Origin of the sequence: Limnohabitans sp. (genome assembly GCF_031539175.1) — a bacterium.
In the GTDB taxonomy this organism is placed as follows: Bacteria; Pseudomonadota; Gammaproteobacteria; order Burkholderiales; family Burkholderiaceae_C; genus Limnohabitans.
Genome location: NZ_JAVKLQ010000034.1, coordinates 13,746 through 39,642, shown reverse-complemented (window position 1 = coordinate 39,642; position 25,897 = coordinate 13,746). Strand labels below are relative to the sequence as shown.

Here is a 25,897-nt window from a genome sequence, read left to right as displayed (position 1 = left end):
CGGCGGGGCACAATCACAGCCCATGCCTGCCGCCAAGCCCACCGTCACCGTCAAAACAGACAACAAGCCGCTTTCTGCGCCACAAAAGGCGTTGCGCAAGCTGGGGCTCGACCGTGACATTGATTTGGCGCTGCACCTGCCGCTGCGTTACGAGGACGAAACCCGCATTGTTCGATTGGCAGACACCCGAGAGGGTGATATGGTGCAAATCGAAGCCACGGTGGTGTCTTGCGACATCACCTACAAACCGCGCCGCCAATTGTTGGTCGAGGTGGACGATGGTTCTGACACGTGTACCTTGAGGTTTTTTAGCTTTTATCCATCGCAGCAAAAAGCGTTGGCGGTGGGAAACCGTTTGCGTTTGCGTGGCGAGATCAAAGGCGGTTTCATGGGGCGCACGATGATGCACCCCAGTTTTCATGCCGCAGGTGGCGAGTTGCCGCAAGCGCTGACGCCCGTGTACCCCACCTCCGCTGGCTTGCCGCAGGTGTATTTGCGCAAGGCGGTGCACGGGGGTTTGGTGCACGCGGCTCGGCACGGCGCGTTCACGGAGACCATTCCGCAAGAGTCCATGCCGCCCTCGACGCTGCGTTATGGCAAGGGGCGTGACGCCAACAGCGGCAGTGTGGATGCGTGGGGGCTGGCGCAGTCGTTGCATTTTTTGCATCACCCGACGCCCGATGTGTCGTTGGCGCAGTTGGAAGACCGCACACACCCCGCTTGGCAACGCCTAAAAGCGGAAGAGTTGCTCGCGCAGCAACTGTCGCAATTGCAGTCCAAACGCGCGCGCGATTTGCTGCGCGCACCTGCTTTGAGGTTGCGCGCAGGCGGCTTGCATGAACAGTTGTTGGCCGTGCTGCCGTTTGCCTTGACGGGCGCGCAGCGTCGCGTGGGTGAAGAGCTGGCGCAAGATTTGATGCGCCAAGTGCCCATGCACCGGTTGTTGCAAGGCGATGTGGGCTCGGGCAAGACCGTCGTGGCTGCGCTGGCTGCTGCGGTGGCCATGGATGGGGGCTGGCAGTGTGCGTTGATGGCGCCGACCGAAATTTTGGCGGAGCAGCACTTTCGCAAACTCATTGGCTGGCTTGAGCCTTTGTTGTCCCCCTTGGGCAAGCGTGTGGCGTGGCTCACGGGCAGTCAAAAAAAGAAAGAGCGCACGGAGATGCTGGGCTTCATCGCCAGCGGTGAAGCGGCGTTGGTGGTGGGCACGCACGCGGTGATTCAAGAGCAAGTGAAGTTCAAAAACTTGGCTTTGGCCATCATTGACGAGCAGCATCGCTTTGGGGTGGCGCAGCGTTTGGCGTTGCGCGACAAGATGAAATCCACTGAAGCATCAGACGCGGATGGTCGAGATGCCGCTGTCTCTGCGCCTCAACAAGAACCGCACATGCTGATGATGAGCGCCACCCCCATTCCTCGCACCTTGGCCATGAGCTATTACGCGGACCTCGATGTGTCCACCTTGGATGAACTGCCGCCTGGCCGCACGCCAATCGTGACACGCTTGGTGTCCGAGAGCCGCCGTGATGAGTTGATTGAGCGCATTCGCCACCAAATCGACCAAGGCCGACAGGTGTATTGGGTCTGCCCACTCATTGAGGAAAGCGAAGCCATCGACTTGACCAACGCCACAGAAACGCATGCCTTGCTCACCGAGGCCCTGAACCCGCCCGGCCGTGCGCCCGTGTTGGTGGGCTTGCTGCATTCGCGCATGCCGGCTGCTGATAAAAAGGCCGAAATGGCAAAGTTCGAAAGTGGGCAGATGGCGGTGTTGGTCAGTACCACGGTGATCGAAGTTGGGGTGGATGTGCCCAATGCCTCGTTGATGGTGATTGAGCATGCCGAGCGTTTTGGTCTGTCGCAACTCCATCAACTGCGTGGCCGCGTGGGACGCGGCGCGGCGGCTTCCGCGTGCGTGTTGATGTACGCCACCGGCGACAGTGGCCGCTTGAGTGAGACCGCCCGTGAGCGCCTCAAAGCGATGGTCGAGACCACCGATGGTTTTGAGATCGCCCGCCGCGATTTGGAAATTCGAGGGCCTGGCGAGTTTCTGGGTGCGCGCCAGTCAGGGGCTGCGCTGCTGCGATTCGCCGACTTGGCAGAAGATGTTGAACTGTTGGAATGGGCCCGCGAGCTGGCGCCGAAGATGCTGGATCAATACCCGCGTCAAGCCGAGCAGCATGTGGCGCGTTGGTTGGGTGGAAAATCGGACTTCTTGAAAGCTTGAACGCATGACCCTGACTGAACTCAAATACATCGTGGCCGTGGCCCGTGAAAAACACTTTGGACGCGCAGCTGATGCGTGCTTCGTGTCGCAGCCCACGTTGTCGGTGGCGATCAAAAAGCTGGAAGAAGAGCTGGAGGTCAAGCTCTTTGAGCGCAGCGCCAACGAGGTCGCCGTCACCAGTTTGGGTGAAGAAATTGTGCGACAAGCCCAAAGCGTGCTGGAGCAAGCAGCCAGCATCAAAGAGATTGCGAAGCGAGGCAAAGACCCGTTAGCGGGGCCTTTGCGCCTTGGGGTGATCTACACCATCGCGCCGTATTTGTTGCCAGCCTTGGTGCGTCAAAACATCAAAAAAACGCCACAAATGCCGTTGATGTTGCAAGAAAACTTCACCGTCAAATTGCTGGAAATGTTGCGCACCGGCGAGATCGATTGCGCCATCATGGCCGAACCGTTCCCAGATACAGGCTTGGCCACGGCGCCTCTGTATGACGAGCCGTTCATGGCGGCCGTGCCCAGCAACCATCCTTTTGCCGCATTGCAGCAGATCAACGCTGAAGAACTGAAGAACGAAACCATGTTGCTGTTAGGCAATGGGCATTGCTTTCGAGACCACGTGTTGGAGGTCTGTCCTGAATTCGCTCGGTTTTCAAGCCATGCGGAAGGGATTCGCAAAAGCTTTGAGGGCTCGTCCTTGGAAACCATCAAGCACATGGTGGCTGCAGGCATGGGCGTGACCTTGGTGCCGCGTTTGAGTGTGCCCAAGGAGGCGCTTGAGCCTCAAAAGCGTAAAAAGAGCGAAGAAACGTATGTGCGTTATTTGCCCATCATTGAGGCTGAGGGCGTCGCACCTCCGACGCGACGCGTGGTGTTGGCTTGGCGACGTAGCTTTACCCGTTACGAGGCCATTGCTGCCTTGCGCAATGCCATTTACGCCTGCGAATTACCAGGCGTGAACCGTTTGTCGTGAGGGGATGAGGATGCGCGAACGCTGGGCCTTGTATTTGGATTTGATCCGTTGGAACCGACCGGCTGGTTGGATGCTGCTGCTGTGGCCATCGCTCTCGGCGTTGTGGTTGGCGGCAGGTGGCTGGCCCGGTTGGCACGCGCTGGCTGTCTTCGTGCTCGGGACGATTCTGATGCGCAGCGCAGGATGTTGTATCAACGACGTAGCGGACCGCGAGTTTGACCGCCATGTCAAGCGCACCGCTCAGCGGCCCGTGACGCGTGGTGCGGTGTCTGTGCGTGAAGCGTTGGCGGTGGGCGCTGTGTTGGCCTTGCTGGCATTTGTGTTGGTGCTGACCACGAATGCGGCCGCCGTCGGTTGGTCTTTTGCGGCGTTGGCTGTGACGTTGGTGTATCCCTATGCCAAACGCCATGTGTCGATGCCTCAAGCCGTGTTGGGCGTGGCGTTCAGCTTTGGCATTCCCATGGCGTTTGCGGTGATGCATGGCGAGGGATTGGCATGGCAAGCCTTGACCTTGCAAATGTGGTGTGACGTGGTGCCTTGGCAAGCGTGGGCACTTTTGGCATTCAATTTGTTTTGGGTGCTGGCTTACGACACGGAATACGCCATGGTCGATCGCGATGATGATTTACGCATTGGCATGAAGACCTCTGCGATCACGCTGGGTCGATTCGATGTCGCGGCCATCATGGGCTTCTACACCGTGTACCTCATGGGCTGGGCCTTGGTGTTGGCCGATCAGCGCTTGGGCTGGCCTTGGACTTTGGCTTTGCTTGCGGCTGCAATGCAAGCGTTGTGGCACTTTGTGCTCATTCGCGGGCGTACGCGTGAGGGGTGCTTTCGCGCGTTTCGTCAAAACCATTGGCTGGGGGCGACGGTATTTGCCGGCATCGCCATCGGGTTCGCTTTACGCCCTTGATTGAAGGTCAACGGGACATGAAAAAAGCGCTTGAGGACAAGCGCTTTTTGATGTTGTCAGCAGCAAATTAATGTGCTTTGGCTTTCTTCGCCTTCTTGGCTTTTTTGTGCTTCTTTTTCTTGGCTTTTTTGTCTGCCTTAGGGGCTACATAAGGCTCAGCTTTGTAAGTTGGGGCTGGTGCTGCCTGTGGGGCTTGCGCGGCCGGTGCCGCTTGGGGGGCGGGTGCGACTGGCATGGTTGCAGGGGCAACGGCTTGAGCCGAAGCCACCAAGGGCAATGCCAAGGCGGCAGCAGAGATGATCGATGTGATGAATTTGTTCATGATGGAGGGTTTCAAATACTTGTGAACTGATTGTCGCATTGGTTAGAGCGCCTTAACGTCCAAACGCTTCGCCCATTTCGGCGGCCCGCTGCTGCGCAGCCACCAAGGCAGCTTGGAAATGCGCGGCCATTCCCGCTTCTTGCATGGCTGTGATGGCCGCGTAGGTGGTGCCGCCTTTCGACGTTACGCGTTCGCGCAAGATGGCGGGGGATTCGCTGGCGCTGCGCGCTAGTTCAGACGCGCCGACAAAGGTGCCGACCGCTAGTTGGTGGGCTTGCGCTTCGGTCAACCCCATTTTGACGCCAGCATCCACCATGGCTTCGATGAAAAAGAACACATAGGCAGGGCCTGAGCCAGAAATGGCCGTGACGGCATCTAGCAATGCTTCGTCATCGACCCACAGGTGCTGCCCGGTGGTTGCCACGACCTGCTCAATCCATTTTTTGTCTTTCACGGTCACTGAAGGTCGTGCAAACAGACCCGTTTGACCTAGGCCGACCAAGGCTGGGGTGTTGGGCATGGCGCGTACCACGCGTTCTGTGTCCAGCCATTCGGCAATGCTGTCGCTGCGAATGCCGGCGGCCACGCTCAAGTGAAGAGCATGTTTGCAAAAAGCACCCGTCTGATGGGCGGCATCTTTGAACACTTGTGGTTTGACGGCCCAAATCACCAAGCCTGCTTCTTTCAACGCGGCGCCTGCTGTGGGGGATGTTTTGACCTTGAATTGGCTTTCGAGCCGCTGGCGTGCTTCATCAAAGGGCTCTATCACCAAGATGCTGTCAGCTGGGGTGCCTTGTTTGATGAGGCCGCCAATGATGGCGCTGGCCATGTTGCCGCCTCCAATGAAGGCGAGTGTCGATAAGGGGGTGTGTGTATCAAGCATGGAAGAGATTGTGAAGCACACGACCAGAGCGCACAGAAAAATTTTGTGAAATAAATTGACGCAGCCTAAATAGTTGTGCCATAATCTGCGGCTCCGCTCAAAAAGCGGAGTTATCTGCCCAAGTAGAAGCGTTGCGAGTGGTTCGTGGCGTGGATGACGGGCCCAAGACTGATCGGTTGAGTGTGTGGTGTAAGCCAGACGTTCACTGATGCAAGTTGGGAATATATAAATGATCCAGACTGAATCTCGGTTAGATGTCGCTGACAACACCGGCGCAAAGTCCGTTTTGTGCATCAAGGTGCTCGGCGGTTCTAAGCGTCGCTACGCAAGCGTGGGCGACATCATCAAAGTGAGCATCAAAGAAGCTGCGCCACGTGGCCGCGTCAAAAAAGGCGAGGTTTACAGTGCTGTGGTGGTTCGTACTGCCAAAGGCATTCGCCGCGGTGACGGTTCGCTCGTTAAATTCGACGGCAATGCAGCAGTTTTGCTCAATGCCAAATTGGAGCCTATCGGCACCCGTATCTTTGGCCCAGTGACGCGCGAGTTGCGTACTGAGAAGTTCATGAAGATCGTGTCCTTGGCTCCTGAAGTTCTGTAAGGGCACATCATGAACAAGATTCGCAAAGGCGACCAAGTCATCGTCCTCGCTGGGCGTGACAAAGGCAAGCGTGGCGTTGTGTCGCTGCGCAGTGATGACAGCCACTTGGTGGTCGATGGCATTAACTTGGTGAAAAAACACACCAAGCCAAACCCAATGGCTGGCACGCAAGGCGGCATCGTTGAAAAAACAATGCCAATTCATCAGTCCAACGTGGCAATTTACAACGCTGCAACAGGTAAGGCTGATCGGGTTGGTATCAAGGTTCTGGCTGACGGCAATAAAGTGCGCGTCTACAAGTCCAGCGGCGAAGAAATCAAGGCGGCATAAGCATGGCACGACTGCAACAACACTATCGCGAAAAAGTGGCTCCTGAGTTGACCGCTAAGTTCGGTTACACATCGCCCATGCAAGTTCCGCGTTTGACAAAAATCACGCTGAACATGGGTGTGAGCGAAGCTGTCGCTGACAAGAAAGTCATGGACAACGCTGTGAGCGATTTGACCAAAATCGCAGGCCAAAAGCCTGTGGTGACCAAGGCTAAGAAAGCTATTGCGGGTTTCAAGATCCGTGAGCAGCAGCCTATCGGTTGTATGGTTACATTGCGCGGCGTGCAAATGTATGAATTCCTGGACCGTTTCGTGACCGTGGCTCTGCCTCGCGTTCGTGACTTCCGTGGTATCTCTGGTCGCGCATTCGATGGTCGTGGTAACTACAACATCGGCGTTAAAGAGCAGATCATTTTCCCTGAGATTGAGTACGACAAAGTCGACGCACTGCGCGGCCTCAACATCAGCATCACGACAACGGCTAAGACTGACGAAGAGTGCAAGGCTCTCCTCGCTGGTTTCCGTTTTCCGTTCAAGAACTGAGGTCGAACATGGCTAAACAAGCATTGATCGAGCGCGAGCTCAAGCGAGACCGTCTGGTTGCCAAGTTCGCTGCTAAGCACGCAGAGTTGAAGGCGATTGCCAACGACTTTAAGCGTAGCGACGAAGAGCGCGCAGCTGCCCGTTTGGGTTTGCAAAAGTTGCCTCGCAACGCGAACCCAACACGTCAACGTAACCGTTGCGCCATCACCGGACGTCCCCGCGGGACATTCCGCCAATTTGGCCTCGGCCGAGCCAAGATTCGTGAATTAGCCTTCCAAGGCAACATTCCCGGTATCACCAAAGCCAGCTGGTAATAGGCAGGAGATTCAACATGAGCATGAGTGATCCAATCGCCGACTTGCTGACTCGTATTCGCAATGCGCAAATGGTGGCTAAGCCCACTGTGATGGTGCCTTCTTCCAAAGTGAAGATCGCTATCGCGCAAGTGCTGAAAGACGAAGGCTACATCGACGGTTTTCAAATTAAAAAAGACGCTGGTAAGACTGAGCTTGAGATTACTCTCAAGTACTACGCAGGTCGTCCAGTGATTGAACGTATTGAGCGTGTGAGCCGTCCTGGTTTGCGCGTTTACAAAGGCTGCGATGCTATTCCTCAAGTCATGAACGGCTTGGGTGTGGCTATCGTTACGACGCCCCAAGGCGTGATGACAGATCGCAAAGCGCGCGCTACCGGTGTCGGTGGTGAAGTGCTGTGCTACGTCGCTTAACCGCAGCCTAAAGGAAAGACTGAAATGTCCCGAGTAGGAAAAATGCCTGTGACCGTCCCCCAAGGCGTGGACGTGTCAATCAACAGCCAACTCATCAGTGTCAAAGGTACCGGCGGTTCGCTGTCGGTTGCTTCTCACGCTTTGGTGAAGGTTGTGAACGAAGCTGGTCAAGTGACATTCACACCAGTGGATGAGTCACGTGAAGCCAATGCCATGAGTGGCACTCTGCGCCAATTGGTCAACAATATGGTGACCGGTGTGACTAAGGGCTTTGAAAAGAAGTTGTTGTTGGTCGGCGTGGGCTACAAAGCCGCTGCACAAGGTACCAAGCTCAACTTGGCGGTGGGTTTTTCTCACCCCGTGAACAAAGACATGCCTGAAGGCATCAAGGTTGAAACGCCTGCTGCTACGGAAATCATCATCAAAGGTGCTGACCGTCAACGTGTGGGCCAAGTGGCCGCTGAGATTCGTGCAATTCGTCCCCCAGAGCCTTACAAAGGCAAGGGCATCCGTTATTCGGATGAGAAGATCACGATCAAAGAGACCAAGAAGAAATAAGGAGCTGCACCATGTTGACCAAAAAAGAGCAGCGTCTTCGCCGGGCACGTCAAACTCGCATTCGTATCGCCAACCAAGGCGTGGCGCGTTTGATGGTGAACCGTACCAATTTGCACATTTACGCCAGCGTGATTTCTGGTTGCGGCACCAAAGTGCTCGCATCTGCATCTACCGCAGAAGTCGATGTGCGCAAAGCGCTTGGCGCAACTGGCAAAGGCGGCAACGTCAATGCTGCCCAAGTGATCGGCAAGTTGATTGCTGAAAAAGCAAAAGCTGCTGGCGTTGAGAAGGTTGCGTTTGATCGCTCCGGTTTCGCTTATCACGGTCGCGTTAAGGCTTTGGCCGACGCAGCCCGCGAAGCTGGCTTGCAGTTCTAATCGAATTGGAAATTACAAATGGCTAAATTTCAAGCTAAAACGCAGGGTGATGGTCCAGAAGACGGTCTGCGTGAAAAAATGATCGCGGTCAACCGCGTGACCAAAGTGGTGAAGGGTGGCCGTATTCTCGGTTTCGCAGCCTTGACCGTCGTTGGTGATGGCGATGGCCGCGTGGGCATGGGCAAAGGCAAGTCGAAAGAAGTGCCAGCAGCTGTTCAAAAGGCGATGGAAGAAGCGCGCCGCAACATGACCAAAGTGTCGTTGAAAAACGGCACCATCCACCACAAAGTGCATGGCCACCACGGTGCTGCAAACGTCATGATGATCCCTGCACCTAAGGGTACAGGCATCATCGCCGGCGGTCCAATGCGCGCTGTGTTTGAAGTCATGGGCATCACCGACATCGTGGCGAAGAGCCATGGTACGTCGAACCCTTACAACATGGTTCGTGCGACTTTGGATGCCTTGAACAACGCAACAACTGCTTCGGAAGTCGCAGCCAAGCGTGGCAAGACCGTCGAAGACATCTTCGCCTAATCCCGGAGCATTCGATGACTACCCCACAAACTGTGAAAATCCAACTGGTTCGTAGCCCGATTGGTACCAAAGAATCGCACCGTGCCACTGTCCGTGGCTTGGGTCTGCGTAAGCTCAATTCTGTGAGCGAGTTGCAAGACACGCCCGAAGTGCGCGGCATGATCAACAAGATCAGCTATCTGGTCAAAGTGCTGTAAAGGTTGAAGATGGAACTCAATAACATCAAACACGCACCTGGCGCTAAACACGCCAAGCGTCGTGTCGGTCGCGGTATTGGCTCCGGTCTCGGCAAAACTGCCGGCCGTGGTCACAAAGGCCAAAAGTCGCGTTCAGGCGGCTACCACAAAGTTGGTTTCGAAGGCGGTCAAATGCCTTTGCAACGTCGTCTGCCTAAGCGTGGTTTCAAGTCAACGAGTTTGAAGTACAACGCTGAAGTGACCTTGGCTGCTTTGGAGCAGTTGGGTGCCACTGAGGTGGACATGAACAGCTTGAAAGAAGCTGGCTTGGTGGCTCACATTGCACGCGTTGTGAAGGTCGTCAAAACTGGCGAACTGACCAAAGCAGTGAAGTTGAACGGCATTGGCGCCACTGCAGGTGCTAAAGCTGCGATTGAAGCCGCTGGCGGCTCTGTCGCTTAAGCAAACTAATTAGGAATAGCACTCCGTGGCAACGAATCCTTCATCGGTCGGTAATTCAGATAAGTTCGGCGATTTGCGTCGTCGACTGATCTTTTTGCTGCTCGCCTTGGTCGTTTACCGCGTGGGTGCGCACATTCCTGTGCCCGGCATCGACCCTAACCAACTCCAGCAGTTGTTCAAGGGTCAGCAGGGCGGCATTTTGAGTTTGTTCAATATGTTCTCGGGTGGCGCTTTGTCGCGCTTTACCGTGTTCGCATTGGGCATCATGCCTTACATCTCTGCATCGATCATCATGCAGTTGCTGACTTATGTGTTGCCCTCTCTGGAGCAGCTCAAAAAAGAAGGCGAAGCAGGTCGTCGCAAGATCACGCAGTTCACACGTTATGGCACCTTAGGCTTGGCATTGTTCCAGTCCATGGGTATTGCTTTGGCTTTGGAAGCTTCAGCAGGTCTGGTGAATGTGCCTGGTTTTGGTTTCCGTATGACCGCGATGGTGAGTTTGACTGCCGGAACCATGTTCCTGATGTGGTTGGGCGAACAAATCACGGAGCGTGGTTTGGGTAACGGTATTTCGATTCTGATTTTTGCAGGCATCGCCGCTGGATTGCCAAATTCTGTGGGTGGTTTGCTGGAATTGGTTCGCACTGGTGCCATGAGTATTTTGGTTGCGTTGTTGATCGTTGTCGTTGTGGCGATGGTCACTTACTTTGTCGTGTTCGTTGAACGCGGTCAGCGCAAGATCTTGGTGAACTATGCACGTCGCCAAGTGGGCAATAAAGTTTATGGTGGTCAGTCATCGCACTTGCCACTGAAGTTGAACATGGCCGGTGTTATTCCTCCCATTTTCGCTTCGTCGATCATTCTGTTGCCTGCAACAGTTGTCAGCTGGTTCAGTTCCGGTGACAGCATGGTTTGGCTCAAAGATATTTCTGCTGCATTGGCTCCCGGACAACCTGTCTACGTGATGTTGTATGCCGCAGCTATTGTTTTCTTCTGCTTTTTCTACACTGCGTTGGTTTTCAACAGCCGTGAAACAGCAGATAACTTGAAGAAAAGTGGTGCGTTTGTTCCTGGTATTCGTCCAGGTGAGCACACCGCCAAGTACATCGATAAGATTTTGGTTCGACTCACCTTAGCTGGTGCCGTGTACATCACTTTTGTATGCTTGTTGCCCGAGTTTTTGATTTTGAAATACAACGTCCCGTTTTACTTCGGTGGAACTTCGTTGTTGATCATTGTGGTTGTCACTATGGACTTTATGGCTCAGGTGCAAAACTACATGATGAGCCAGCAGTACGACTCACTGCTTAAAAAGGCCAGTTTCAAAACAACGCTCGGTTGAAGAACCGGATAACAGGTGTCTCATCCCTTTGATGGGGGTGAGGTAAAATTGGGTTTTAGGAGAATGAAATGAGAGTTTCGGCTTCGGTCAAGAAAATTTGCCGCAACTGCAAAATCATCCGCCGCAAGGGCGTGGTTCGTGTGATCTGTACAGATCCACGCCACAAACAGCGTCAAGGCTGATTGAACTGGTTTAAAGAGGACGCACATGGCACGTATCGCTGGCATTAACATTCCGCCGCACAAACACGCTGAAATCGGTTTGACATCGATTTTCGGTATTGGTCGTACACGCGCTCGCAAAATTTGCGAAGCATGTGGCATTGATTACGCAAAAAAGATCAAAGATCTGACTGACTCGGACCTCGAAAAGATCCGTGACCAGATCGCTGAGTTCACGATCGAAGGCGACTTGCGTCGTGAAACGACCATGAACATCAAGCGTTTGATGGACATCGGTTGCTACCGTGGTTTCCGTCACCGCCGTGGTCTGCCAATGCGTGGTCAGCGTACGCGTACCAACGCTCGTACACGCAAGGGCCCGCGTAAAGCAGCCCAGGCGCTGAAGAAATAACAGGATTGAGGCAGAACAATGGCTAAATCACCTAGCGGCGCAGCATCGCGCGTCCGTAAAAAAGTTCGTAAAAATATTGCCGATGGCATCGCACACGTGCATGCTTCGTTCAATAACACCATCATCACGATCACTGACCGCCAAGGCAATGCTTTGTCGCGGGCATCGTCGGGTGGTCAAGGTTTCAAAGGCTCACGCAAGTCGACACCATTTGCTGCTCAAGTAGCATCTGAAGTTGCTGGCCGTGCGGCTGTTGACCAAGGTATCAAGAACCTCGATGTTGAAATCAAAGGTCCAGGTCCTGGTCGTGAATCTTCAGTGCGTGCTTTGGCCGCATTGGGCATTCGCATCAATTCGATTGCTGACGTGACACCTGTGCCGCACAACGGTTGCCGTCCACAGAAGCGTCGTCGCATCTAAGCTTTTCGCTTTTATTGTTAACCACAAGCCCACCGCCGCTGGTATCACTACCAGCGGCTCCTCACTTTTTGTGAGCAGATGATTAAAGAAGGAATTTCAAGTGGCACGTTACCTCGGCCCCAAGGCCAAACTCTCACGCCGTGAAGGCACCGACCTGTTTTTGAAGAGCGCACGTCGCTCTATCGCTGACAAGTCAAAATTCGACACCAAGCCAGGCCAACACGGCCGCACATCGGGTCAGCGTACGTCTGATTACGGTCTGCAATTGCGCGAAAAACAAAAAGTCAAGCGCATGTACGGTGTTTTGGAGCGTCAGTTCCGCCGCTACTTTGCACAAGCTGACCGCCAGAAGGGCAACACAGGCGCTAGCTTGTTGTTCATCCTTGAGTCACGTTTGGACAACGTTGTGTACCGTATGGGCTTTGGCTCAACACGCGCTGAAGCACGTCAATTGGTGTCCCACAAGGCCATTACGGTCAACGGTAACCAAGTGAACATTCCTTCGTACTTGGTCAAAGCCGGTGACGTGATCGCTGTGCGCGAAAAATCCAAGAAGCAAGGCCGTGTTTTGGAAGCTCTCGAGTTAGCCAAACAAGTGGGTATGCCTGCTTGGGTGGAAGTCAATGCTGAAAAAGCTGAAGGTACTTTCAAGCAGTCACCTGACCGTGATGAATTTGCAGCCGACATCAACGAATCGCTGATCGTCGAACTGTACTCGCGTTAATTCTGGTTGAAGTTTTCAACCTAACGCACCCCACGCTGCCTGCTCGCGCAGCGTGGTCCAGACACCCTGCCTTACCGGTGTAACGAGCCGGGGGTATTGAGAGGAAATCTGAATGCAAACAAATTTGCTGAAACCTAAAAACATCCACGTCGAGCAACTGGGTCACAACCGCGCCAAGGTTACCTTGGAGCCGTTTGAGCGTGGCTATGGACACACATTGGGCAACGCACTGCGTCGCGTTTTGTTGTCGTCGATGGTTGGCTATGCTGTAACTGAAGTCACCATTGCTGGCGTTGTGCACGAGTACTCATCGATCGATGGCGTGCAAGAAGATGTGGTCAACATTTTGTTGAACCTCAAAGGTGTTGTGTTCAAGTTGCACAACCGTGACGAAGTCACTTTGAGCTTGCGCAAAGACGGCGAAGGCCCGATCACTGCGGCAGACATCCAAACACCGCACGATGTTGAAATCATCAACCCTGAGCACGTGATTGCTAATTTGTCGCAAGGCGGCAAGATCGACATTCAGCTCAAAGTTGAAACAGGTCGTGGCTATGTGCCCGGTACCGTGCGTCGCTACGGCGAAGAGCCAAGCAAGTCCATCGGTCGTATCGTGTTGGACGCCTCGTTCTCGCCTGTTAGCCGCGTGAGCTACAGCGTTGAAAACGCCCGCGTTGAACAACGTACGGATTTGGACCGTTTGGTCATGGAAATCGAAACCAACGGTGCGATTTCTGCTGAAGATGCCGTGCGTGCATCGTCAAAGATTTTGGTTGAGCAACTCAAAGTGTTCGCACAATTGAGCGACGAAGAAGTGGCCGGTACATCAGCCTCTTCAGGTTCGGGCAATACACAAAACTTCGATCCCATCTTGTTGCGTCCAGTTGACGAGCTCGAGCTCACCGTTCGTTCTGCCAACTGCCTCAAAGCAGAAAACATTTACTACATTGGCGATTTGATCCAACGTAGCGAAAATGAGCTGTTGAAGACGCCTAACTTGGGTCGTAAATCTCTCAACGAAATCAAAGAAGTTCTGGCTTCACGTGGTTTAACCTTGGGCATGAAGCTCGAGAGCTGGCCACCTGCAGGCTTAGAGCGCCGTTGATTTAAAATATTCATTGACATCACGTCCCCTGGCCGTACCTGATACGGCGGCCGGTAAAATAACTTAAGGAAATTTAAAATGCGTCACGGACACGGACTTCGCAAACTCAACCGCACCAGCTCACACCGCTTGGCTATGTTGCGTAACATGATGAACTCGCTCATTGAGCACGAGGCCATCAAAACCACATTGCCAAAAGCAAAAGAACTGCGTCGCGTCATCGAGCCCATGATCACTTTGGCCAAAGTGCCAACAGTGGCTAACCGTCGTTTGGCATTTGACCGTTTGCGCGATCGCGACAGCGTTGTCAAATTGTTCGATGTGTTGGGCCCACGCTTCAACGCACGTCCAGGTGGCTACACACGTATTTTGAAAATGGGTTTCCGCGTTGGTGACAATGCGCCCATGGCTTTCGTTGAATTGGTGGAGCGTTCAGAAAATGATTCTGAAGTTTCTACTGATACAGCAGCTTAATAGGTTATACTAATCCTCTTGACGCGCGATGGAGCAGCCTGGTAGCTCGTTGGGCTCATAACCCAAAGGTCGTAGGTTCAAATCCTACTCGCGCAACCACTTTAAAACGCCCACTTCACAGTGGGCGTTTTTCTTTGTCTGAACGTATGTCACTTGTTCAAACCGTACTTGCCCATGCCCAGCGCATTGAGATGACCATGCCGTGGGGGCTTCTGGTCTGGCATGTGTGGCGACCAACGCACGGGGCCAAAACCAAGCCATGCGTGCTCTTGCATGGCGGCTCTGGCAGCTGGACACATTGGGTCAATAATGTGTTGACTCTTTCACAAGATCGTGAAGTCTGGGCATTAGATATGCCAGGCTTTGGAGACTCTGCATTGCCAAGTCATGTGAAAGATGCCGATGATTTGGTGCCCTATGTGGCTCAAATATTGTCGGAAACATTTCACCAAAAAGCCGTTGATGTTGTCGGCTTCTCTTTTGGGGGCATGACGGCGGGATTAATGGCGGCGCAATATCCCGACTTGGTGTCTAATTTGGTTTTGGTGGGTGTGCCGGGCTTAGGGTTGATGGTTGAGAACTTGCCAATGCGCGGCATGTTGGACTCTATGACGGATGCACAGCGTCGCGCAGTGCATCGGCACAACTTAAACGCGATGATGTTAGCCAGTCCTAAGTGTGTGACCGAAGACCTCATCGATTTACAGATGCACAATGTGGATCGAGACCGCATGCGCCGTCGACGTATTGCACGTACCGATGTGTTGGCCAAAGTCCAAACACAGTGGATGTGTCCTGTTCATGGCATTTGGGGCGCAGAAGATGCTTTGTACGTGAACACGCTCGCGCGTGTGCCAGACGTGTTGCATACCCTCACGACGTTCCAAGTCATCCCAGATGCGGGGCACTGGGTGCAGTTTGAAAATCCAAGCGCCTTTCATGCAGCGCTCGAAAAAACACGGTGATCGTTAGATTCAACAGCGCACAATGCAACGATGCTGTACAAATTTAAATCCAAAGAAACCAGTGACTTGATCATGCTCGAGCCACATGCGCGACAAATCTTGTCCCTGATTGGTAAAGAGTCTGGTGCCCAAGGCATTGTGTTACCCGATGAGATGGCAATGGCGATCCAACGGCTGCATGACGCCATTCAAGCCGAAGAGTTAGCCAAAGCAGAGGCCAAAAGGTTGGCCGCAGAACACGCCAAGAGCGAAGACGCCACAGATGCCAGCAACTCTAAGGATGAACCGGCTCGCCATGTGTCGTTAAGGCAGCGTGCAACGCCCTTCATCGACATGCTCAAGCGTGCCCAAGCCGCTCACGTAGAGGTGGTTTGGGGTGTTTGATGAGGTGCGGATGCCGCATGCCTATGACGCCCTGACACCAGACGTCGTGCTGGATGCGCTTTCTGATCTTGGACTTGCCGTGGACGGGCGATTGACCGCTTTGAGCTCGTATGAAAACCGCGTCTACCAAGTCATGTTGGACGACAACAGCGCGGTTGTCGCCAAGTTTTATCGGCCTGAGCGCTGGACCGATGCGCAGATCTTGGAAGAGCACAGTTTTGCCGCAGAGTTGATGGCCGAAGAAGTGCCTTTGGTGGGACCGCTGACGTTGCAAGGTAAAACTTTGCATCACACCCGCGGCTTTGCCTATAGCGTGAGTCCGCGTCGCGGGGGGCGCATGCCCGAGCTCGACGATGCCGAGGTGTTGGAGTGGATTGGGCGCTTTATCGCACGCATTCACAACGTGGGCGCGCAGCGCAACTTCGCAACGCGGCCTACATTGAACGTGCACGCATTTGCCGTGGAATCACGCGATTGGTTGATCGCGCAACAGACCATTCCGATGGACCAGCAAACAGAATGGTTGGCGGCATGCAACCAAGCCATCGACATCGCGACACAAAAATTTGCCCAACACCCTGCACATCACATCCGTTTGCATGGTGACTGCCACCCCGGCAACATCTTGTGGACCCCCACAGATTTGCCGAATGGCGGTCCGCACTTTGTGGACTTAGACGATGCGCGCATGGGGCCTGCCATACAAGACCTCTGGATGCTGCTCAGCGGCGAACGCAAGGAGCGTACGTTGCAGTTGTCTATGCTGCTCGATGGATACGAGCAAATGCGTGAACTCAATCGCCATGAATTGGCGTTGATTGAGCCCCTGCGTACCTTGCGTTTGATCCATTACAGCGCGTGGCTCGCGCGTCGCAAAGACGATCCGGCATTCGTACAGCACTTCTCATGGTTTGGCAGCAGCGACTATTGGGCGGGGCAAACGCACATGCTGGTTGAGCAGTGTGAAGCCATGCAAGAAGAGCCGCTCTACGTTTAGCAACCCAGTAAATCGGCCAGTGCATGCATGTCGCGTGCATGCAGATCGTTGCCGCGCTGCGGTGAAACGTCCTTGGGCTGCGTGGCACCAAACTCGAGGGGCCGTTCAATGTAGGCCGAGAGCAAGCCGCATGCACGCGCCGCCGCTAAATCATCATGGTGCGCGGCGCACAGCATGACTTCATGCGCCTGCAGGTCGAACACTTGGGCGACGCCAAGGTACGTGGCTGGGTCTGGCTTGTAAGCCCTAAAGACTTCCGCTGACAGCACACAGTCCCAAGGCAGTCCCGCGCGTTTGGCCATGTTGGTCAGAAGCCCAAGGTTGCCGTTAGACAGTGTGCAAAGGGTGAATTTGGTTTTGAGTCGTTGAAGTCCCGCCACGCTGTCGGGCCATGCCTCTAAGCGATGCCAGACGCGGTTGAGGTGCACACGTTGCGCCTCGCTCAAATGTGTCAAACCAAACTGCGGGAGCAAGGTCTCCAGAATCAAGCGGTGTAGCTCGTCAATGCGGGTCCAGCCCAGCTCGCCCGAGCGCACGCGTGCCATGGCGGGTTGGTAGCCAGCACGCCAAGCCAACGCAAATGCGTTGGCATCGACAGACGGGTAGAGCGCTTGCACCTCCCGAACAATGCTGCCGTGCCAATCGACAACCGTGCCAAAAATGTCAAAGGCCAACACGCGTGTGTTGGCCTTGACTGCGTCAACTGACGCGGGGTGAGGGAGGTCCATGTGTGCCATGGACTATGTTTTACACCAAGAGTGCGTTCACCCGTTTCACATAGGCGGCAGGGTCTTCAGGCAAGCCGCCTTCAGCCAACAGCGCTTGGTCAAACAAGATGTGGGCCAAATCGTTGAAGTTGGGGTTGGCATCTGCGCTGAGTTTTTTCACCAAGGCATGGTCCGCATTGACTTCCAGCACGGGCTTCATCTCAGGCGCTTGTTGACCCGCTTGCTTGAGCATGCGTGCCAGTTGCATGGACATGCCGTGGTCTTTCACCACCAAACAAGCGGGCGAATCCACCAAGCGGGTGGTCACGCGCACGTCGTCGGCTTTGTCTTTCAGCGCTTCTTTGAGCTTGGCCAAGACGGGCTTGAATGCTTCTGCCGCATCCTCTGCCGCCTTCTTCTCCGCTTCGTCTTGGAGTGAGCCCAAGTCCACGGCACCTTTGGCGACAGACTGCAGCGGTGTGCCATCGAACTCTTGCAAGAAGTTCAGAGCCCATTCGTCCACGCGGTCGGTCATCAACAACACTTCGATGCCCTTTTTACGGAACACTTCCAGTTGAGGGCTGTTCTTGGCCGCCGCCAAGGTGTCAGCGGTGATGTAGTAGATGGCCTCTTGGCCTTCTTTCATGCGCGCCTTGTAGTCGGCGAATGACACGCTCACGCTGTCCGAGCTGGTACTGGCAAAGCGCAGCAGTTTGGCCAGTTTGTCTTTGTTGGCAAAGTCTTCGCCCAAACCTTCTTTCAGCACTGCACCAAACTCGGCGTAGAACTGGCTGTATTTGCCTTGCTTGGCTTTGTCTTCGTCGCTGAGTACATCAGTAACACCGTCATCGCCTGCGACGGGGGCTTTGTCGTACTTGGCCAAGTCCTCCAGCACGGCCAACACACGGCGTGTGTTGCCTTCGCGAATGGCTTTGACGTCACGGCTTTCTTGCAGCAACTCGCGGCTCACGTTCAGTGGCAAATCGGCCGAATCCACCACGCCTTTGATGAAACGCAGATAAGAGGGCATCAAGGCTTCGGCATCGTCCATGATGAACACGCGTTTGACATACAGCTTCAAGCCCGCTTTTTTGTCGCGGTTGAACAAGTCCATCGGCGCTTTACCAGGGATGTACAGCAACTGGGTGTACTCGGTACTGCCTTCTACGCGGTTGTGGCTCCAAGCCAAAGGTGGCTCAAAATCGTGGCTGATGTGTTTGTAAAACTCGGCGTGTTGCTCGGCGGTCACGTCTTTCTTGGGGCGTGCCCACAGGGCGTTGGCTTGGTTGACGGTTTCCCACTCATCGGTCAGCACCATTTCGCCGGGTTGGTCGTTCTCGCCCTCTTTCCACTCTTCCTTGCGCATGCGGATGGGCAAAGAGATGTGGTCTGAGTATTTGTTGATGACCGACTTGAGCTTCCATGCGCTCAGGTATTCCTCGGCATCGTCACGCAGGTGCAAGATGATCTTGGTGCCGCGCTCGGCTTGGGTGATGGTCTCCACCTCAAAGTCGCCCGTGCCCGTGCTGCTCCAGCGCACGCCTTCCTCGGCCTTCAAGCCTGCACGGCGTGACTCGACCGTGATGCTGTCCGCCACGATGTAGCCCGAGTAAAAGCCCACACCAAACTGGCCAATCAACGCGCCTTGGTCTTTGGCATCGGTTTTTTGATCGCCGCTGAGCTTGCCCATGAACTCGCGCGTGCCGCTCTTGGCGATCGTGCCGAGGTGGGCAATGGCTTCTTCTTGGCTCATGCCAATGCCGTTATCGGCAATGGTCAGGGTACGGGCATCTTTGTCAAAGCTCACACGCACTTCGAGGTCGGCGTTGCCTTCAAACAACGCATCGTTGTTAAGGCCTTCGTAGCGCAACTTGTCGCAGGCGTCAGAGGCGTTAGACACCAATTCGCGCAAGAAGATTTCTTTGTTGGAATACAGCGAGTGCGTGACAAGGTGCAGCAGCTGCGAGACTTCGGCTTGGAAGGAATGGGTTTGTTTGGTCATGGTTTCAAAAACTAAATTACAAAAAACAACGCCCCGAGATGTGGGGCATTGGCCAAAATTTCAAGAGTCCGCAAAAGAGAGCGCTTCGCCTCGCTCAGAACCGTTCGTGGGCGCCTAAATAGCGCCACTGTCCCACAGGCAAATTCCCCAGTACCACGCGCCCCATGCGGATGCGCTTGAGCCCCACCACCAGCAAGCCCACTTGCTCGCACATGCGGCGAATTTGGCGCTTCTTGCCTTCGGTCAATACAAAGCGCAGTTGCTCGGGGTTTTGCCATTCCACTTGGGCCGGCTTCAAGGGCTTGCCGTCTAGGCTCAGGCCATGGCGCAGGCTGGCCAGTTGCTCGCGTGGAAATACTTTTTGCACATTCAGGGCTTCGCCTTGGTAGGTCACGCGTACCAAGTATTCTTTTTCCATGTGGCTGTCTTCGCCAATCAACTGGCGGGCCACGCGGCCGTCTTGCGTCAACACCAGCAAGCCCACCGAGTCGATGTCCAAGCGACCGGCAGGGGCCAAGCCGCGCAGTTGCGAGGGTTGAATGCGGTTTTTCGAGGTGTCTTCGCGCCAGTGGCTGCGGCCATGGATCAGTGTGATGGCGGGTTCGTGGCCGTCCTCGGCTTGGCCGCTCACATAGCCCATGGGCTTGTGCAGCAGGATGGTCACTTGCGTTTCTTGATGGCCTTTGGCGCGTGGGTCAATTTCCACGCGATCATTCGGGCCAACTTTCACGCCCATTTCAGCAGGGCGGCCATTGACCAAGACCCAGCCTTGCTCAATCCACGCGTCGGCCTCGCGGCGTGAGCAAAGCCCAAGTTCGGCCATGCGTTTGTTGAGTCGTGTGAGGTCTTGAGATGTGTCTGACATAAGCGGTGCAAGTAAGGCGATGAGTTTAACGAGTGGCGGCCCAGCATTTGCCGCTCAGGTCGTTGTGCCGTAGGCGCGTAGGGCGGTCAAGTCAAGCACGCGCATGCCGCCGTACTCAATGCGAATCGCGCCTTGCTCTTGCAGTGTGTTGAGCGCCACATTCACGCGCTGGCGTGACAGTCCCACCAAATACGCCAGCTCTTGTTGGGTGATGCGCAACATCTCGCCCACGCCAGGGAACAAGGTCGGGTTAAACAGCGCTGCCAAGTTACGCGCCACGCGCACATCGGGGCTGTTCGAGCGGTCAATCTCACGCGCTTCGATGAACTGCGCCAAGCGTTCGTTGAGTTGGTTCATCACAAAACGGTTAAAGCCAATCGAGTTGTCGAGCAGCCAATGGAAGGTGTCGATGGGCAGCCCTGCCACCACGCTGCGGCGCAGTGCCATGATGTTGTAACGGTAGGGCTCACGTTTGATGGCCGTGCCTTCGCCAAACCATCCGCCCGGCGGCACGCCGGTGTACGTGATGGTGCGACCGCTCGCGCTGTCGGTGCTCATCTTCAGCAAACCTTCGATCACGCCAAACCAGAACGTCGCTGAGCGGCCCATGCGGCACACGTAATCACCAGGCATCGGGTCACTCACCACCAACTGAGGTGTGATGCGCGCACGTTCGTCCGACGTGAGCAAAGCCAGCCAAGGAATTTGGTTGGTTTCAGCCACGCTGGGCGCGCGACGTCGCTGAAAAACACTGGATTCTGTCGCCATAGCAGTCCTAAGTAATTAATGTCTTTTTGAGAGGTAAGACTCGGGTAAGTCCTTGTAGGTGTCTACCCTAAATTGTCGTCGAAACGACAACTTGGCGTCAAACATAGTCCTACGATCGCGCCCAACAGGATGATCTCGTCTCAAACGAGACAGCCACATTCGTCGACATAGAACACTTGAACAAGGACTCGGAATGCAGACCACGTTCCCCCGACTGTTACTCCAGCATGCCAGCGAGCGCCCTGAGGCGCCCGCCATGCGCGAAAAGGAATACGGCATTTGGCAAACCACCACGTGGGCTGACATGGCGCATTTGGTGGAGCACATGGCGTGCGGCTTGCACCAAGCGGGGTTGACCCGTGGTGAGCACTTGGTGGTGGTGGGCTCTAACCGCCCTCGCTTGTACGCCACCATGTTGGCTGCCCAGTCTTTGGGCGCGATTCCCATTCCTTTGTACCAAGACGCAGCAGGCCCCGAATGCGTGTTCCCCCTCAACAATGCCGAAGTGCGTTTCTGCGTGGTGGAAGACCAAGAGCAGGTCGACAAGTTGCTCGAGATTCGCGAGCAATGCCCACAAATTGCACATGTCTTTTTTGATGATCCGCGTGGTCTGCGCAAGTACGACGAGCCTGGCTTGGCGTCGCTCGATGAATTGTTGGCCGCAGGTGAGGTGTATGCCAAGCAACATCCCGCGTTCTTCCGTGCCGAGGTGGAGAAGGCCAACGCGAAGGATGTGGGCGCCATGTTCTTTACCTCTGGCACCACGGGAAATCCCAAAGGCGTGGTTCACACGCATGACTCATTGATCAACCGTGCCGAAGCCGGTGCGAAGTTTGACAAGCTCACGTCTGAAGAAGACGTGTTGGCCTATTTGCCACCCGCATGGATTGGTCAAAACATCTTCAGCTACGCGCAGTGGTTGTATTGCGGCTATGTGGTGAATTGCCCCGAATCTGCCGCCACCGTCACCATCGACTTGAAAGAAGTCGGCCCCACTTATTACTTCGCGCCACCCCGCGTGTTTGAAGGCTTGCTCACCAGCGTGATGATTCGCATGGAAGACGCCGGAGCCATCAAGCGCGGCATGTTCCATTACTTCATGGATGTGGCTCGCAAATATGGCCCCACCAAAATGGCTGGCCAATCGATTGGCTTGCTGGGTGGTTTGCTCTACACCTTGGGCAACTTCTTTGTGTACGGGCCGCTGCGCAACAACCTTGGCATGAGCCGCGTGCGCGTGGCCTACACCGCGGGTGAAGCGATTGGTCCAGATTTGTTCAGCTTCTACCGCTCCATCGGCGTGAACTTGAAGCAGCTGTATGGCTCCACCGAAACCGCCGTGTTCGTCTGCTTGCAGCCCGACCACGAAGCGCGTGCTGACACTGTGGGTGTGCCTTGCGCTGGCGTGGAAATCAAGGTCGCCGACAACGGTGAAATCTTGGTCAAGTCGCCTGGCTTGCTCAAAGGCTATTACAAGAACGACGCCGCCACCGCCGAAGTGCTGACCGCAGACGGCTGGTACCACACCAGCGATGCCGGCTTCTTGGATGCCCATGGCCATTTGAAGATCATTGACCGCGTTAAAGACGTGGGCCGCATCAAAGGCGGTGCCAACGACGGCGCCATGTTTGCACCTAAGTACGTCGAGAACAAACTCAAGTTCTTCCCGCACATCAAAGAAGTGGTGGCCTATGGCGACCAACGCGAAAAAGTGTGCGTGATGATCAACATCGACTTTGATGCCGTGGGCAACTGGGCGGAGCGCCGCAACTTGCCCTACGCGGGCTACACCGATTTGGCGCAAAAGCCCGAGGTGTACGGTCTGATCAAAGAGTGTGTCGAAAAGGTCAACGCTGATTTGGCCGCTGACGAACTGTTGGCCGGTAGCCAAGTGAGCCGCTTCCTCGTGTTGCACAAAGAACTCGATGCGGACGATGGTGAACTCACCCGTACCAACAAAGTGCGTCGCGGCTTCATCGCCGAAAAATACGACGCCTTGGTCGGCGCCCTGTACAACGGTGCGACCGAGCAATTCATTGAAACCGTGGTGAAGTTTGAAGACGGCCGCACCGGCAGCGTGAGCGCCACGCTCAAGTTGTCTGACGCCAAAACCTTCGCGCCTGTGGGGAAAGCAGCATGAGCAAAAAAATCGGCGACGTCATCCTCGACGTCAAAAACATCAGCCTGCGCTTCGGTGGCGTGAAAGCCTTGACCGACATTTCGTTCAACGTCAAAGAGCACGAAGTGCGCGCCATCATTGGCCCCAACGGGGCGGGCAAGAGCTCCATGCTCAACTGCATCAACGGTGTGTATGCGCCGCAAGAGGGCTCCATCACCTTCCGTGGTGAAACCTTCGGCCACATGGACAGCCACCAAGTGGCGACCATGGGCATTGCACGCACCTTTCAAAACTTGGCCTTGTTCAAAGGCATGAGCGTGCTCGACAACATCATGACCGGTCGCAACCTGCGGATGAAGAGCAACATCTTCATGCAAGCCTTGCGCATCGGTCCTGCTGAACAAGAAGAAATGGCGCACCGCGAAAAGGTCGAGCGCATCATCGACTTCTTGGAAATTCAAGCCTTCCGCAAAACACCCGTGGGTCAACTGCCTTATGGCTTGCAAAAACGTGTCGACTTGGGGCGTGCGTTGGCACTCGAGCCGCAAGTGTTGTTGCTCGACGAGCCCATGGCCGGTATGAACGTGGAAGAGAAGCAAGACATGTGTCGCTTCATCTTGGACGTGAACGACGAGTTCGGCACCACCATCGTGTTGATCGAACACGACATGGGCGTGGTGATGGATATTTCTGATCGCGTCGTCGTGCTCGACTACGGCAAGAAGATCGGCGACGGCACCCCCGATGAGGTGCGCAATAACGAGGAGGTCATCAGCGCCTACCTCGGCACTTCTCACTAAGGACAAGAACATGGCATTTTTTCTTGAAACCCTCTTTGGCGGCCTGATGGCTGGCATGTTGTATTCGTTGGTGGCCCTCGGCTTTGTGCTGATTTACAAGGCCTCGGGTGTCTTTAACTTCGCCCAAGGCGCGATGGTGCTGTTTGCTGCGTTGGCCATGGCCCGCTTTGGCGAATGGATTCCAGCGCTGACGGGGATCGACAACTTTGTACTCGTCAACCTGTTGGCTTTTGCTGGCGCCGCGGCGGTGATGTTTGTCGTGGCTTGGGTGATTGAGTTCTTGGTTTTGCGTCACTTGGTCAACCAAGAAGGCACCACTTTGTTGATGGCCACCTTGGGCATCACCTACTTCCTCGATGGCTTGGGCCAGTCCATCTTCGGCAGCGACATTTACAAGATCGATGTGGGCATGCCCAAAGAACCTTGGATGCTGATGGAGTCCACCTTTGATGGCGGCATCATGATCAACCAAGAAGACTTGGTGGCGGCTTTCATTGCCGCTGGTTTGGTGGCTTTGCTCAGTGTGTTTTTCCAAAAAACAACCACCGGTCGTGCACTGCGTGCGGTGGCGGATGACCACCAAGCGGCCCAATCCATTGGCATTCCACTCAACCGCATTTGGGTCATCGTTTGGTGCGTGGCCGGTGTGGTGGCGTTGGTGGCCGGCATGATTTGGGGCTCCAAACTTGGCGTGCAGTTTTCGCTCTCCACGGTGGCTTTGCGTGCGTTGCCTGTGGTGATTTTGGGCGGCTTGACTTCGGTGCCCGGCGCCATCATCGGCGGCTTGATCATTGGCGTGGGCGAGAAATTGTCTGAAGTGTTCCTCGGCCCCTATGTGGGCGGCGGGATTGAAATTTGGTTCGCCTACGTCTTGGCCTTGGGCTTCTTGTTGGTGCGTCCGCAAGGCTTGTTTGGCGAAAAAATCATCGACCGCGTGTAAGGAAAAGAATCATGTTTTACAGAGAAAACGGTCAATTCAAAACGACGTACAAGGCAGATCAACAGATCTTCCCGATCACGCAAGACCGCATTGGCGTGTTGCTGCTCATCGCCTTCGCCTTCATTGGCGTGCCCATGCTCGCAGACGAATACATGCTGCGTGCGATTTTGATTCCCTTCCTCATCTTGTCGCTTGCCGCTTTGGGCGTGAACATTTTGGTGGGCTATTGCGGCCAGATCTCTCTGGGCTCAGGGGCCTTCATGGCGGTGGGTGCCTACGCGGCCTACAACTTCTTTGTGCGCATCGACGGCATGCCGCTTATCGTGGCGGTGCTGATGGGCGGCTTTTTTGCCACCTTGGTCGGTATGTTCTTTGGCATTCCCAGTTTGCGGGTGAAGGGCTTGTATTTGGCCGTGGCCACGCTGGCGGCGCAGTTCTTTTGCGACTGGGCGTTCTTGCGTATCAAGTGGTTCACCAACGACTCGGCATCGGGCACGGCTTCGGTGTCTGACTTGCAGGTGTTTGGTTTCTCCATCAACACGCCGTTTGAGAAGTACATCTTCTGCTTGAGCTTCTTGGTGGTGTTTGGTTTATTGGCCAAAAACTTGGTGCGTGGCGCCATTGGCCGCGAGTGGATGGCCATTCGCGACATGGACGTGGCCGCTGCTGTGATCGGCATTCGCCCCATGTACGCCAAGCTCAGCGCCTTTGCGGTGAGCTCGTTCATCGTGGGGGTGGCTGGCGCTTTGTGGGCTTTTGTTTACCTCGGTTCTTGGGAGCCTGCGGCGTTCTCGGTGGACCGTTCGTTCCAGCTGTTGTTCATGGTCATCTTGGGCGGCATGGGCTCCATCATGGGCAGCTTCTTTGGCGCGGGCTTCATCGTGATTCTTCCCGTCATCATCAACCACGCCTTGCCTTGGTTGGGTGACTTGGTCGGCATCCCCGTCAGCACCGCCGCGCTCACACATGCTGAGCAAATGATCTTCGGTGCCTTGATTGTTTGGTTCTTGATCGTCGAGCCGCACGGCTTGGCCAAGTTGTGGAGCATGGGCAAGCAAAAACTGCGCTTGTGGCCTTTCCCACACTGATT

33 protein-coding genes and 1 tRNA gene are annotated in these 25,897 nt (G+C 55.1%); 28 read left to right on the top strand and 6 right to left on the bottom strand.

Annotated elements, in window-relative coordinates; genetic code table 11:
* Nucleotides 1-22 precede the first annotated feature (22 nt).
* Genes recG through RMS95_RS06850 form a run of 3 tightly spaced genes read left to right on the top strand, consistent with a single transcriptional unit; the run spans nucleotide 23 to nucleotide 4,110 of the window.
* The gene (recG, locus tag RMS95_RS06860) at nucleotides 23-2,227 is read left to right on the top strand and encodes an ATP-dependent DNA helicase RecG (RefSeq protein WP_310644755.1); all 2,205 of its coding nucleotides are present in this window, start codon (nucleotides 23-25) and stop codon (nucleotides 2,225-2,227) included.
* Nucleotides 2,228-2,231: 4 nt separating this feature from the next.
* Nucleotides 2,232-3,194, top strand: coding sequence for a LysR substrate-binding domain-containing protein (locus RMS95_RS06855; RefSeq protein WP_310644753.1), 963 nt, complete (start codon nucleotides 2,232-2,234; stop codon nucleotides 3,192-3,194).
* Nucleotides 3,195-3,204: 10 nt separating this feature from the next.
* Entirely contained in the window at nucleotides 3,205-4,110 is a 906-nt protein-coding gene (locus tag RMS95_RS06850) for a UbiA family prenyltransferase (protein WP_310644751.1), read from the top strand.
* A 67-nt stretch (nucleotides 4,111-4,177) separates the two neighbouring features.
* Here the strand turns inward: RMS95_RS06850 and RMS95_RS06845 are convergent, their stop codons facing one another.
* Both RMS95_RS06845 and proC read right to left on the bottom strand, forming a co-directional pair.
* Complete coding sequence (locus RMS95_RS06845) at nucleotides 4,178-4,432, bottom strand: hypothetical protein (protein ID WP_310644749.1); 255 nt, start codon at nucleotides 4,430-4,432, stop codon at nucleotides 4,178-4,180.
* A gap of 52 nt (nucleotides 4,433-4,484) precedes the next feature.
* Nucleotides 4,485-5,315: a pyrroline-5-carboxylate reductase gene (proC, locus tag RMS95_RS06840; RefSeq protein WP_310644748.1), complete on the bottom strand. Its 831-nt coding sequence runs from the start codon at nucleotides 5,313-5,315 to the stop codon at nucleotides 4,485-4,487.
* A gap of 229 nt (nucleotides 5,316-5,544) precedes the next feature.
* Here proC and rplN point away from each other — a divergent pair, with 229 nt between their 5' ends.
* The 21 genes from rplN to RMS95_RS06735 all read left to right on the top strand — a co-directional run bounded on the left by rplN (nucleotide 5,545) and on the right by RMS95_RS06735 (nucleotide 16,606).
* Nucleotides 5,545-5,913, top strand: a complete 369-nt coding sequence (gene rplN, locus RMS95_RS06835; protein WP_025596343.1) for a 50S ribosomal protein L14 — start codon at nucleotides 5,545-5,547, stop codon at nucleotides 5,911-5,913.
* A gap of 9 nt (nucleotides 5,914-5,922) precedes the next feature.
* Complete coding sequence (gene rplX / locus RMS95_RS06830; protein ID WP_104799705.1) at nucleotides 5,923-6,243, top strand: 50S ribosomal protein L24; 321 nt, start codon at nucleotides 5,923-5,925, stop codon at nucleotides 6,241-6,243.
* A gap of 2 nt (nucleotides 6,244-6,245) precedes the next feature.
* Nucleotides 6,246-6,785: a 50S ribosomal protein L5 gene (gene rplE / locus RMS95_RS06825; protein WP_104799704.1), complete on the top strand. Its 540-nt coding sequence runs from the start codon at nucleotides 6,246-6,248 to the stop codon at nucleotides 6,783-6,785.
* A gap of 8 nt (nucleotides 6,786-6,793) precedes the next feature.
* Complete coding sequence (gene rpsN, locus RMS95_RS06820) at nucleotides 6,794-7,099, top strand: 30S ribosomal protein S14 (RefSeq protein WP_100133818.1); 306 nt, start codon at nucleotides 6,794-6,796, stop codon at nucleotides 7,097-7,099.
* A gap of 17 nt (nucleotides 7,100-7,116) precedes the next feature.
* The gene (rpsH, locus tag RMS95_RS06815; protein ID WP_100133817.1) at nucleotides 7,117-7,512 is read left to right on the top strand and encodes a 30S ribosomal protein S8; all 396 of its coding nucleotides are present in this window, start codon (nucleotides 7,117-7,119) and stop codon (nucleotides 7,510-7,512) included.
* Nucleotides 7,513-7,536: 24 nt separating this feature from the next.
* Entirely contained in the window at nucleotides 7,537-8,070 is a 534-nt protein-coding gene (gene rplF, locus RMS95_RS06810; protein WP_310644745.1) for a 50S ribosomal protein L6, read from the top strand.
* Between the two features lie 11 nt (nucleotides 8,071-8,081).
* Entirely contained in the window at nucleotides 8,082-8,447 is a 366-nt protein-coding gene (gene rplR / locus RMS95_RS06805) for a 50S ribosomal protein L18 (protein WP_310644743.1), read from the top strand.
* 18 nt (nucleotides 8,448-8,465) lie between these two features.
* Nucleotides 8,466-8,984: a 30S ribosomal protein S5 gene (gene rpsE, locus RMS95_RS06800; RefSeq protein WP_100133814.1), complete on the top strand. Its 519-nt coding sequence runs from the start codon at nucleotides 8,466-8,468 to the stop codon at nucleotides 8,982-8,984.
* Between the two features lie 14 nt (nucleotides 8,985-8,998).
* Nucleotides 8,999-9,181, top strand: coding sequence for a 50S ribosomal protein L30 (gene rpmD, locus RMS95_RS06795; RefSeq protein ID WP_104799701.1), 183 nt, complete (start codon nucleotides 8,999-9,001; stop codon nucleotides 9,179-9,181).
* Between the two features lie 9 nt (nucleotides 9,182-9,190).
* A complete protein-coding gene (rplO, locus tag RMS95_RS06790; protein ID WP_310644741.1) occupies nucleotides 9,191-9,622 on the top strand; it encodes a 50S ribosomal protein L15 in 432 nt (143 codons plus the stop codon).
* A gap of 25 nt (nucleotides 9,623-9,647) precedes the next feature.
* Entirely contained in the window at nucleotides 9,648-10,964 is a 1,317-nt protein-coding gene (secY, locus tag RMS95_RS06785; RefSeq protein WP_310644739.1) for a preprotein translocase subunit SecY, read from the top strand.
* Between the two features lie 68 nt (nucleotides 10,965-11,032).
* Entirely contained in the window at nucleotides 11,033-11,146 is a 114-nt protein-coding gene (rpmJ, locus tag RMS95_RS06780; RefSeq protein WP_011481465.1) for a 50S ribosomal protein L36, read from the top strand.
* 25 nt (nucleotides 11,147-11,171) lie between these two features.
* On the top strand, nucleotides 11,172-11,537 hold the full coding sequence (gene rpsM, locus RMS95_RS06775; protein WP_100133810.1) for a 30S ribosomal protein S13: 366 nt from the start codon (nucleotides 11,172-11,174) through the stop codon (nucleotides 11,535-11,537).
* 18 nt (nucleotides 11,538-11,555) lie between these two features.
* Nucleotides 11,556-11,957 (top strand): 30S ribosomal protein S11, encoded by a 402-nt coding sequence (gene rpsK, locus RMS95_RS06770; protein ID WP_310644737.1) that lies wholly within the window; start codon nucleotides 11,556-11,558, stop codon nucleotides 11,955-11,957.
* Nucleotides 11,958-12,057: 100 nt separating this feature from the next.
* The gene (gene rpsD, locus RMS95_RS06765) at nucleotides 12,058-12,681 is read left to right on the top strand and encodes a 30S ribosomal protein S4 (RefSeq protein ID WP_310644735.1); all 624 of its coding nucleotides are present in this window, start codon (nucleotides 12,058-12,060) and stop codon (nucleotides 12,679-12,681) included.
* A 112-nt stretch (nucleotides 12,682-12,793) separates the two neighbouring features.
* Nucleotides 12,794-13,786, top strand: coding sequence for a DNA-directed RNA polymerase subunit alpha (locus RMS95_RS06760; protein ID WP_100133807.1), 993 nt, complete (start codon nucleotides 12,794-12,796; stop codon nucleotides 13,784-13,786).
* Nucleotides 13,787-13,864: 78 nt separating this feature from the next.
* Nucleotides 13,865-14,260: a 50S ribosomal protein L17 gene (gene rplQ / locus RMS95_RS06755; protein WP_104799697.1), complete on the top strand. Its 396-nt coding sequence runs from the start codon at nucleotides 13,865-13,867 to the stop codon at nucleotides 14,258-14,260.
* A gap of 22 nt (nucleotides 14,261-14,282) precedes the next feature.
* Nucleotides 14,283-14,359 (top strand) — tRNA-Met (locus RMS95_RS06750).
* Between the two features lie 47 nt (nucleotides 14,360-14,406).
* Complete coding sequence (locus tag RMS95_RS06745; RefSeq protein WP_310644733.1) at nucleotides 14,407-15,225, top strand: alpha/beta hydrolase; 819 nt, start codon at nucleotides 14,407-14,409, stop codon at nucleotides 15,223-15,225.
* Nucleotides 15,226-15,255: 30 nt separating this feature from the next.
* A complete protein-coding gene (locus RMS95_RS06740; protein WP_310644731.1) occupies nucleotides 15,256-15,609 on the top strand; it encodes a DUF1840 domain-containing protein in 354 nt (117 codons plus the stop codon).
* Between the two features lie 10 nt (nucleotides 15,610-15,619).
* A complete protein-coding gene (locus tag RMS95_RS06735; protein ID WP_310644730.1) occupies nucleotides 15,620-16,606 on the top strand; it encodes a serine/threonine protein kinase in 987 nt (328 codons plus the stop codon).
* Here the strand turns inward: RMS95_RS06735 and RMS95_RS06730 are convergent.
* The 4 genes from RMS95_RS06730 to RMS95_RS06715 all read right to left on the bottom strand — a co-directional run bounded on the left by RMS95_RS06730 (nucleotide 16,603) and on the right by RMS95_RS06715 (nucleotide 20,948).
* On the bottom strand, nucleotides 16,603-17,334 hold the full coding sequence (locus RMS95_RS06730) for a haloacid dehalogenase type II (RefSeq protein WP_310644729.1): 732 nt from the start codon (nucleotides 17,332-17,334) through the stop codon (nucleotides 16,603-16,605). The genes RMS95_RS06735 and RMS95_RS06730 overlap by 4 nt on opposite strands.
* Nucleotides 17,335-17,353: 19 nt before the next feature.
* A complete protein-coding gene (gene htpG, locus RMS95_RS06725; protein ID WP_310644727.1) occupies nucleotides 17,354-19,315 on the bottom strand; it encodes a molecular chaperone HtpG in 1,962 nt (653 codons plus the stop codon).
* Between the two features lie 94 nt (nucleotides 19,316-19,409).
* Nucleotides 19,410-20,180 (bottom strand): pseudouridine synthase, encoded by a 771-nt coding sequence (locus tag RMS95_RS06720; protein ID WP_310644725.1) that lies wholly within the window; start codon nucleotides 20,178-20,180, stop codon nucleotides 19,410-19,412.
* A gap of 54 nt (nucleotides 20,181-20,234) precedes the next feature.
* Nucleotides 20,235-20,948 (bottom strand): Crp/Fnr family transcriptional regulator, encoded by a 714-nt coding sequence (locus RMS95_RS06715; RefSeq protein WP_310644724.1) that lies wholly within the window; start codon nucleotides 20,946-20,948, stop codon nucleotides 20,235-20,237.
* Nucleotides 20,949-21,141: 193 nt separating this feature from the next.
* On the opposite strand from RMS95_RS06715, the gene RMS95_RS06710 reads away from it, so the two are divergent.
* From RMS95_RS06710 to RMS95_RS06695, 4 genes are read left to right on the top strand one after another with little or no spacing between them, the layout of a single operon-like run.
* Entirely contained in the window at nucleotides 21,142-23,088 is a 1,947-nt protein-coding gene (locus tag RMS95_RS06710; RefSeq protein ID WP_310644723.1) for an AMP-binding protein, read from the top strand.
* Nucleotides 23,085-23,867: an ABC transporter ATP-binding protein gene (locus RMS95_RS06705; protein ID WP_310644722.1), complete on the top strand. Its 783-nt coding sequence runs from the start codon at nucleotides 23,085-23,087 to the stop codon at nucleotides 23,865-23,867. Before RMS95_RS06710 ends, RMS95_RS06705 begins: the two co-directional genes overlap by 4 nt.
* A 10-nt stretch (nucleotides 23,868-23,877) precedes the next feature.
* The gene (locus RMS95_RS06700) at nucleotides 23,878-24,807 is read left to right on the top strand and encodes a branched-chain amino acid ABC transporter permease (RefSeq protein WP_104799688.1); all 930 of its coding nucleotides are present in this window, start codon (nucleotides 23,878-23,880) and stop codon (nucleotides 24,805-24,807) included.
* 11 nt (nucleotides 24,808-24,818) lie between these two features.
* Nucleotides 24,819-25,895 (top strand): branched-chain amino acid ABC transporter permease, encoded by a 1,077-nt coding sequence (locus tag RMS95_RS06695; RefSeq protein WP_310644720.1) that lies wholly within the window; start codon nucleotides 24,819-24,821, stop codon nucleotides 25,893-25,895.
* The last annotated feature ends 2 nt before the right edge of the window (nucleotides 25,896-25,897 follow it).

Excerpts from the sequence above, each read along its gene's own strand:
- recG (WP_310644755.1), top strand. The coding sequence starts at position 23 with ATGCCTGCCGCCAAGCCCACCGTCACCGTCAAAACAGACAACAAGCCG.
- RMS95_RS06855 (WP_310644753.1), top strand. The coding sequence starts at position 2,232 with ATGACCCTGACTGAACTCAAATACATCGTGGCCGTGGCCCGTGAAAAA.
- RMS95_RS06850 (WP_310644751.1), top strand. The coding sequence starts at position 3,205 with ATGCGCGAACGCTGGGCCTTGTATTTGGATTTGATCCGTTGGAACCGA.
- RMS95_RS06845 (WP_310644749.1), bottom strand. The coding sequence starts at position 4,432 with ATGAACAAATTCATCACATCGATCATCTCTGCTGCCGCCTTGGCATTG.
- proC (WP_310644748.1), bottom strand. The coding sequence starts at position 5,315 with ATGCTTGATACACACACCCCCTTATCGACACTCGCCTTCATTGGAGGC.
- rplN (WP_025596343.1), top strand. The coding sequence starts at position 5,545 with ATGATCCAGACTGAATCTCGGTTAGATGTCGCTGACAACACCGGCGCA.
- rplX (WP_104799705.1), top strand. The coding sequence starts at position 5,923 with ATGAACAAGATTCGCAAAGGCGACCAAGTCATCGTCCTCGCTGGGCGT.
- rplE (WP_104799704.1), top strand. The coding sequence starts at position 6,246 with ATGGCACGACTGCAACAACACTATCGCGAAAAAGTGGCTCCTGAGTTG.
- rpsN (WP_100133818.1), top strand. The coding sequence starts at position 6,794 with ATGGCTAAACAAGCATTGATCGAGCGCGAGCTCAAGCGAGACCGTCTG.
- rpsH (WP_100133817.1), top strand. The coding sequence starts at position 7,117 with ATGAGCATGAGTGATCCAATCGCCGACTTGCTGACTCGTATTCGCAAT.
- rplF (WP_310644745.1), top strand. The coding sequence starts at position 7,537 with ATGTCCCGAGTAGGAAAAATGCCTGTGACCGTCCCCCAAGGCGTGGAC.
- rplR (WP_310644743.1), top strand. The coding sequence starts at position 8,082 with ATGTTGACCAAAAAAGAGCAGCGTCTTCGCCGGGCACGTCAAACTCGC.
- rpsE (WP_100133814.1), top strand. The coding sequence starts at position 8,466 with ATGGCTAAATTTCAAGCTAAAACGCAGGGTGATGGTCCAGAAGACGGT.
- rpmD (WP_104799701.1), top strand. The coding sequence starts at position 8,999 with ATGACTACCCCACAAACTGTGAAAATCCAACTGGTTCGTAGCCCGATT.
- rplO (WP_310644741.1), top strand. The coding sequence starts at position 9,191 with ATGGAACTCAATAACATCAAACACGCACCTGGCGCTAAACACGCCAAG.
- rpmJ (WP_011481465.1), top strand. The coding sequence starts at position 11,033 with ATGAGAGTTTCGGCTTCGGTCAAGAAAATTTGCCGCAACTGCAAAATC.
- rpsM (WP_100133810.1), top strand. The coding sequence starts at position 11,172 with ATGGCACGTATCGCTGGCATTAACATTCCGCCGCACAAACACGCTGAA.
- rpsK (WP_310644737.1), top strand. The coding sequence starts at position 11,556 with ATGGCTAAATCACCTAGCGGCGCAGCATCGCGCGTCCGTAAAAAAGTT.
- RMS95_RS06760 (WP_100133807.1), top strand. The coding sequence starts at position 12,794 with ATGCAAACAAATTTGCTGAAACCTAAAAACATCCACGTCGAGCAACTG.
- rplQ (WP_104799697.1), top strand. The coding sequence starts at position 13,865 with ATGCGTCACGGACACGGACTTCGCAAACTCAACCGCACCAGCTCACAC.
- RMS95_RS06745 (WP_310644733.1), top strand. The coding sequence starts at position 14,407 with ATGTCACTTGTTCAAACCGTACTTGCCCATGCCCAGCGCATTGAGATG.
- RMS95_RS06740 (WP_310644731.1), top strand. The coding sequence starts at position 15,256 with ATGCTGTACAAATTTAAATCCAAAGAAACCAGTGACTTGATCATGCTC.
- RMS95_RS06735 (WP_310644730.1), top strand. The coding sequence starts at position 15,620 with ATGCCGCATGCCTATGACGCCCTGACACCAGACGTCGTGCTGGATGCG.
- RMS95_RS06730 (WP_310644729.1), bottom strand. The coding sequence starts at position 17,334 with ATGGACCTCCCTCACCCCGCGTCAGTTGACGCAGTCAAGGCCAACACA.
- htpG (WP_310644727.1), bottom strand. The coding sequence starts at position 19,315 with ATGACCAAACAAACCCATTCCTTCCAAGCCGAAGTCTCGCAGCTGCTG.
- RMS95_RS06720 (WP_310644725.1), bottom strand. The coding sequence starts at position 20,180 with ATGTCAGACACATCTCAAGACCTCACACGACTCAACAAACGCATGGCC.
- RMS95_RS06715 (WP_310644724.1), bottom strand. The coding sequence starts at position 20,948 with ATGGCGACAGAATCCAGTGTTTTTCAGCGACGTCGCGCGCCCAGCGTG.
- RMS95_RS06710 (WP_310644723.1), top strand. The coding sequence starts at position 21,142 with ATGCAGACCACGTTCCCCCGACTGTTACTCCAGCATGCCAGCGAGCGC.
- RMS95_RS06705 (WP_310644722.1), top strand. The coding sequence starts at position 23,085 with ATGAGCAAAAAAATCGGCGACGTCATCCTCGACGTCAAAAACATCAGC.
- RMS95_RS06700 (WP_104799688.1), top strand. The coding sequence starts at position 23,878 with ATGGCATTTTTTCTTGAAACCCTCTTTGGCGGCCTGATGGCTGGCATG.
- RMS95_RS06695 (WP_310644720.1), top strand. The coding sequence starts at position 24,819 with ATGTTTTACAGAGAAAACGGTCAATTCAAAACGACGTACAAGGCAGAT.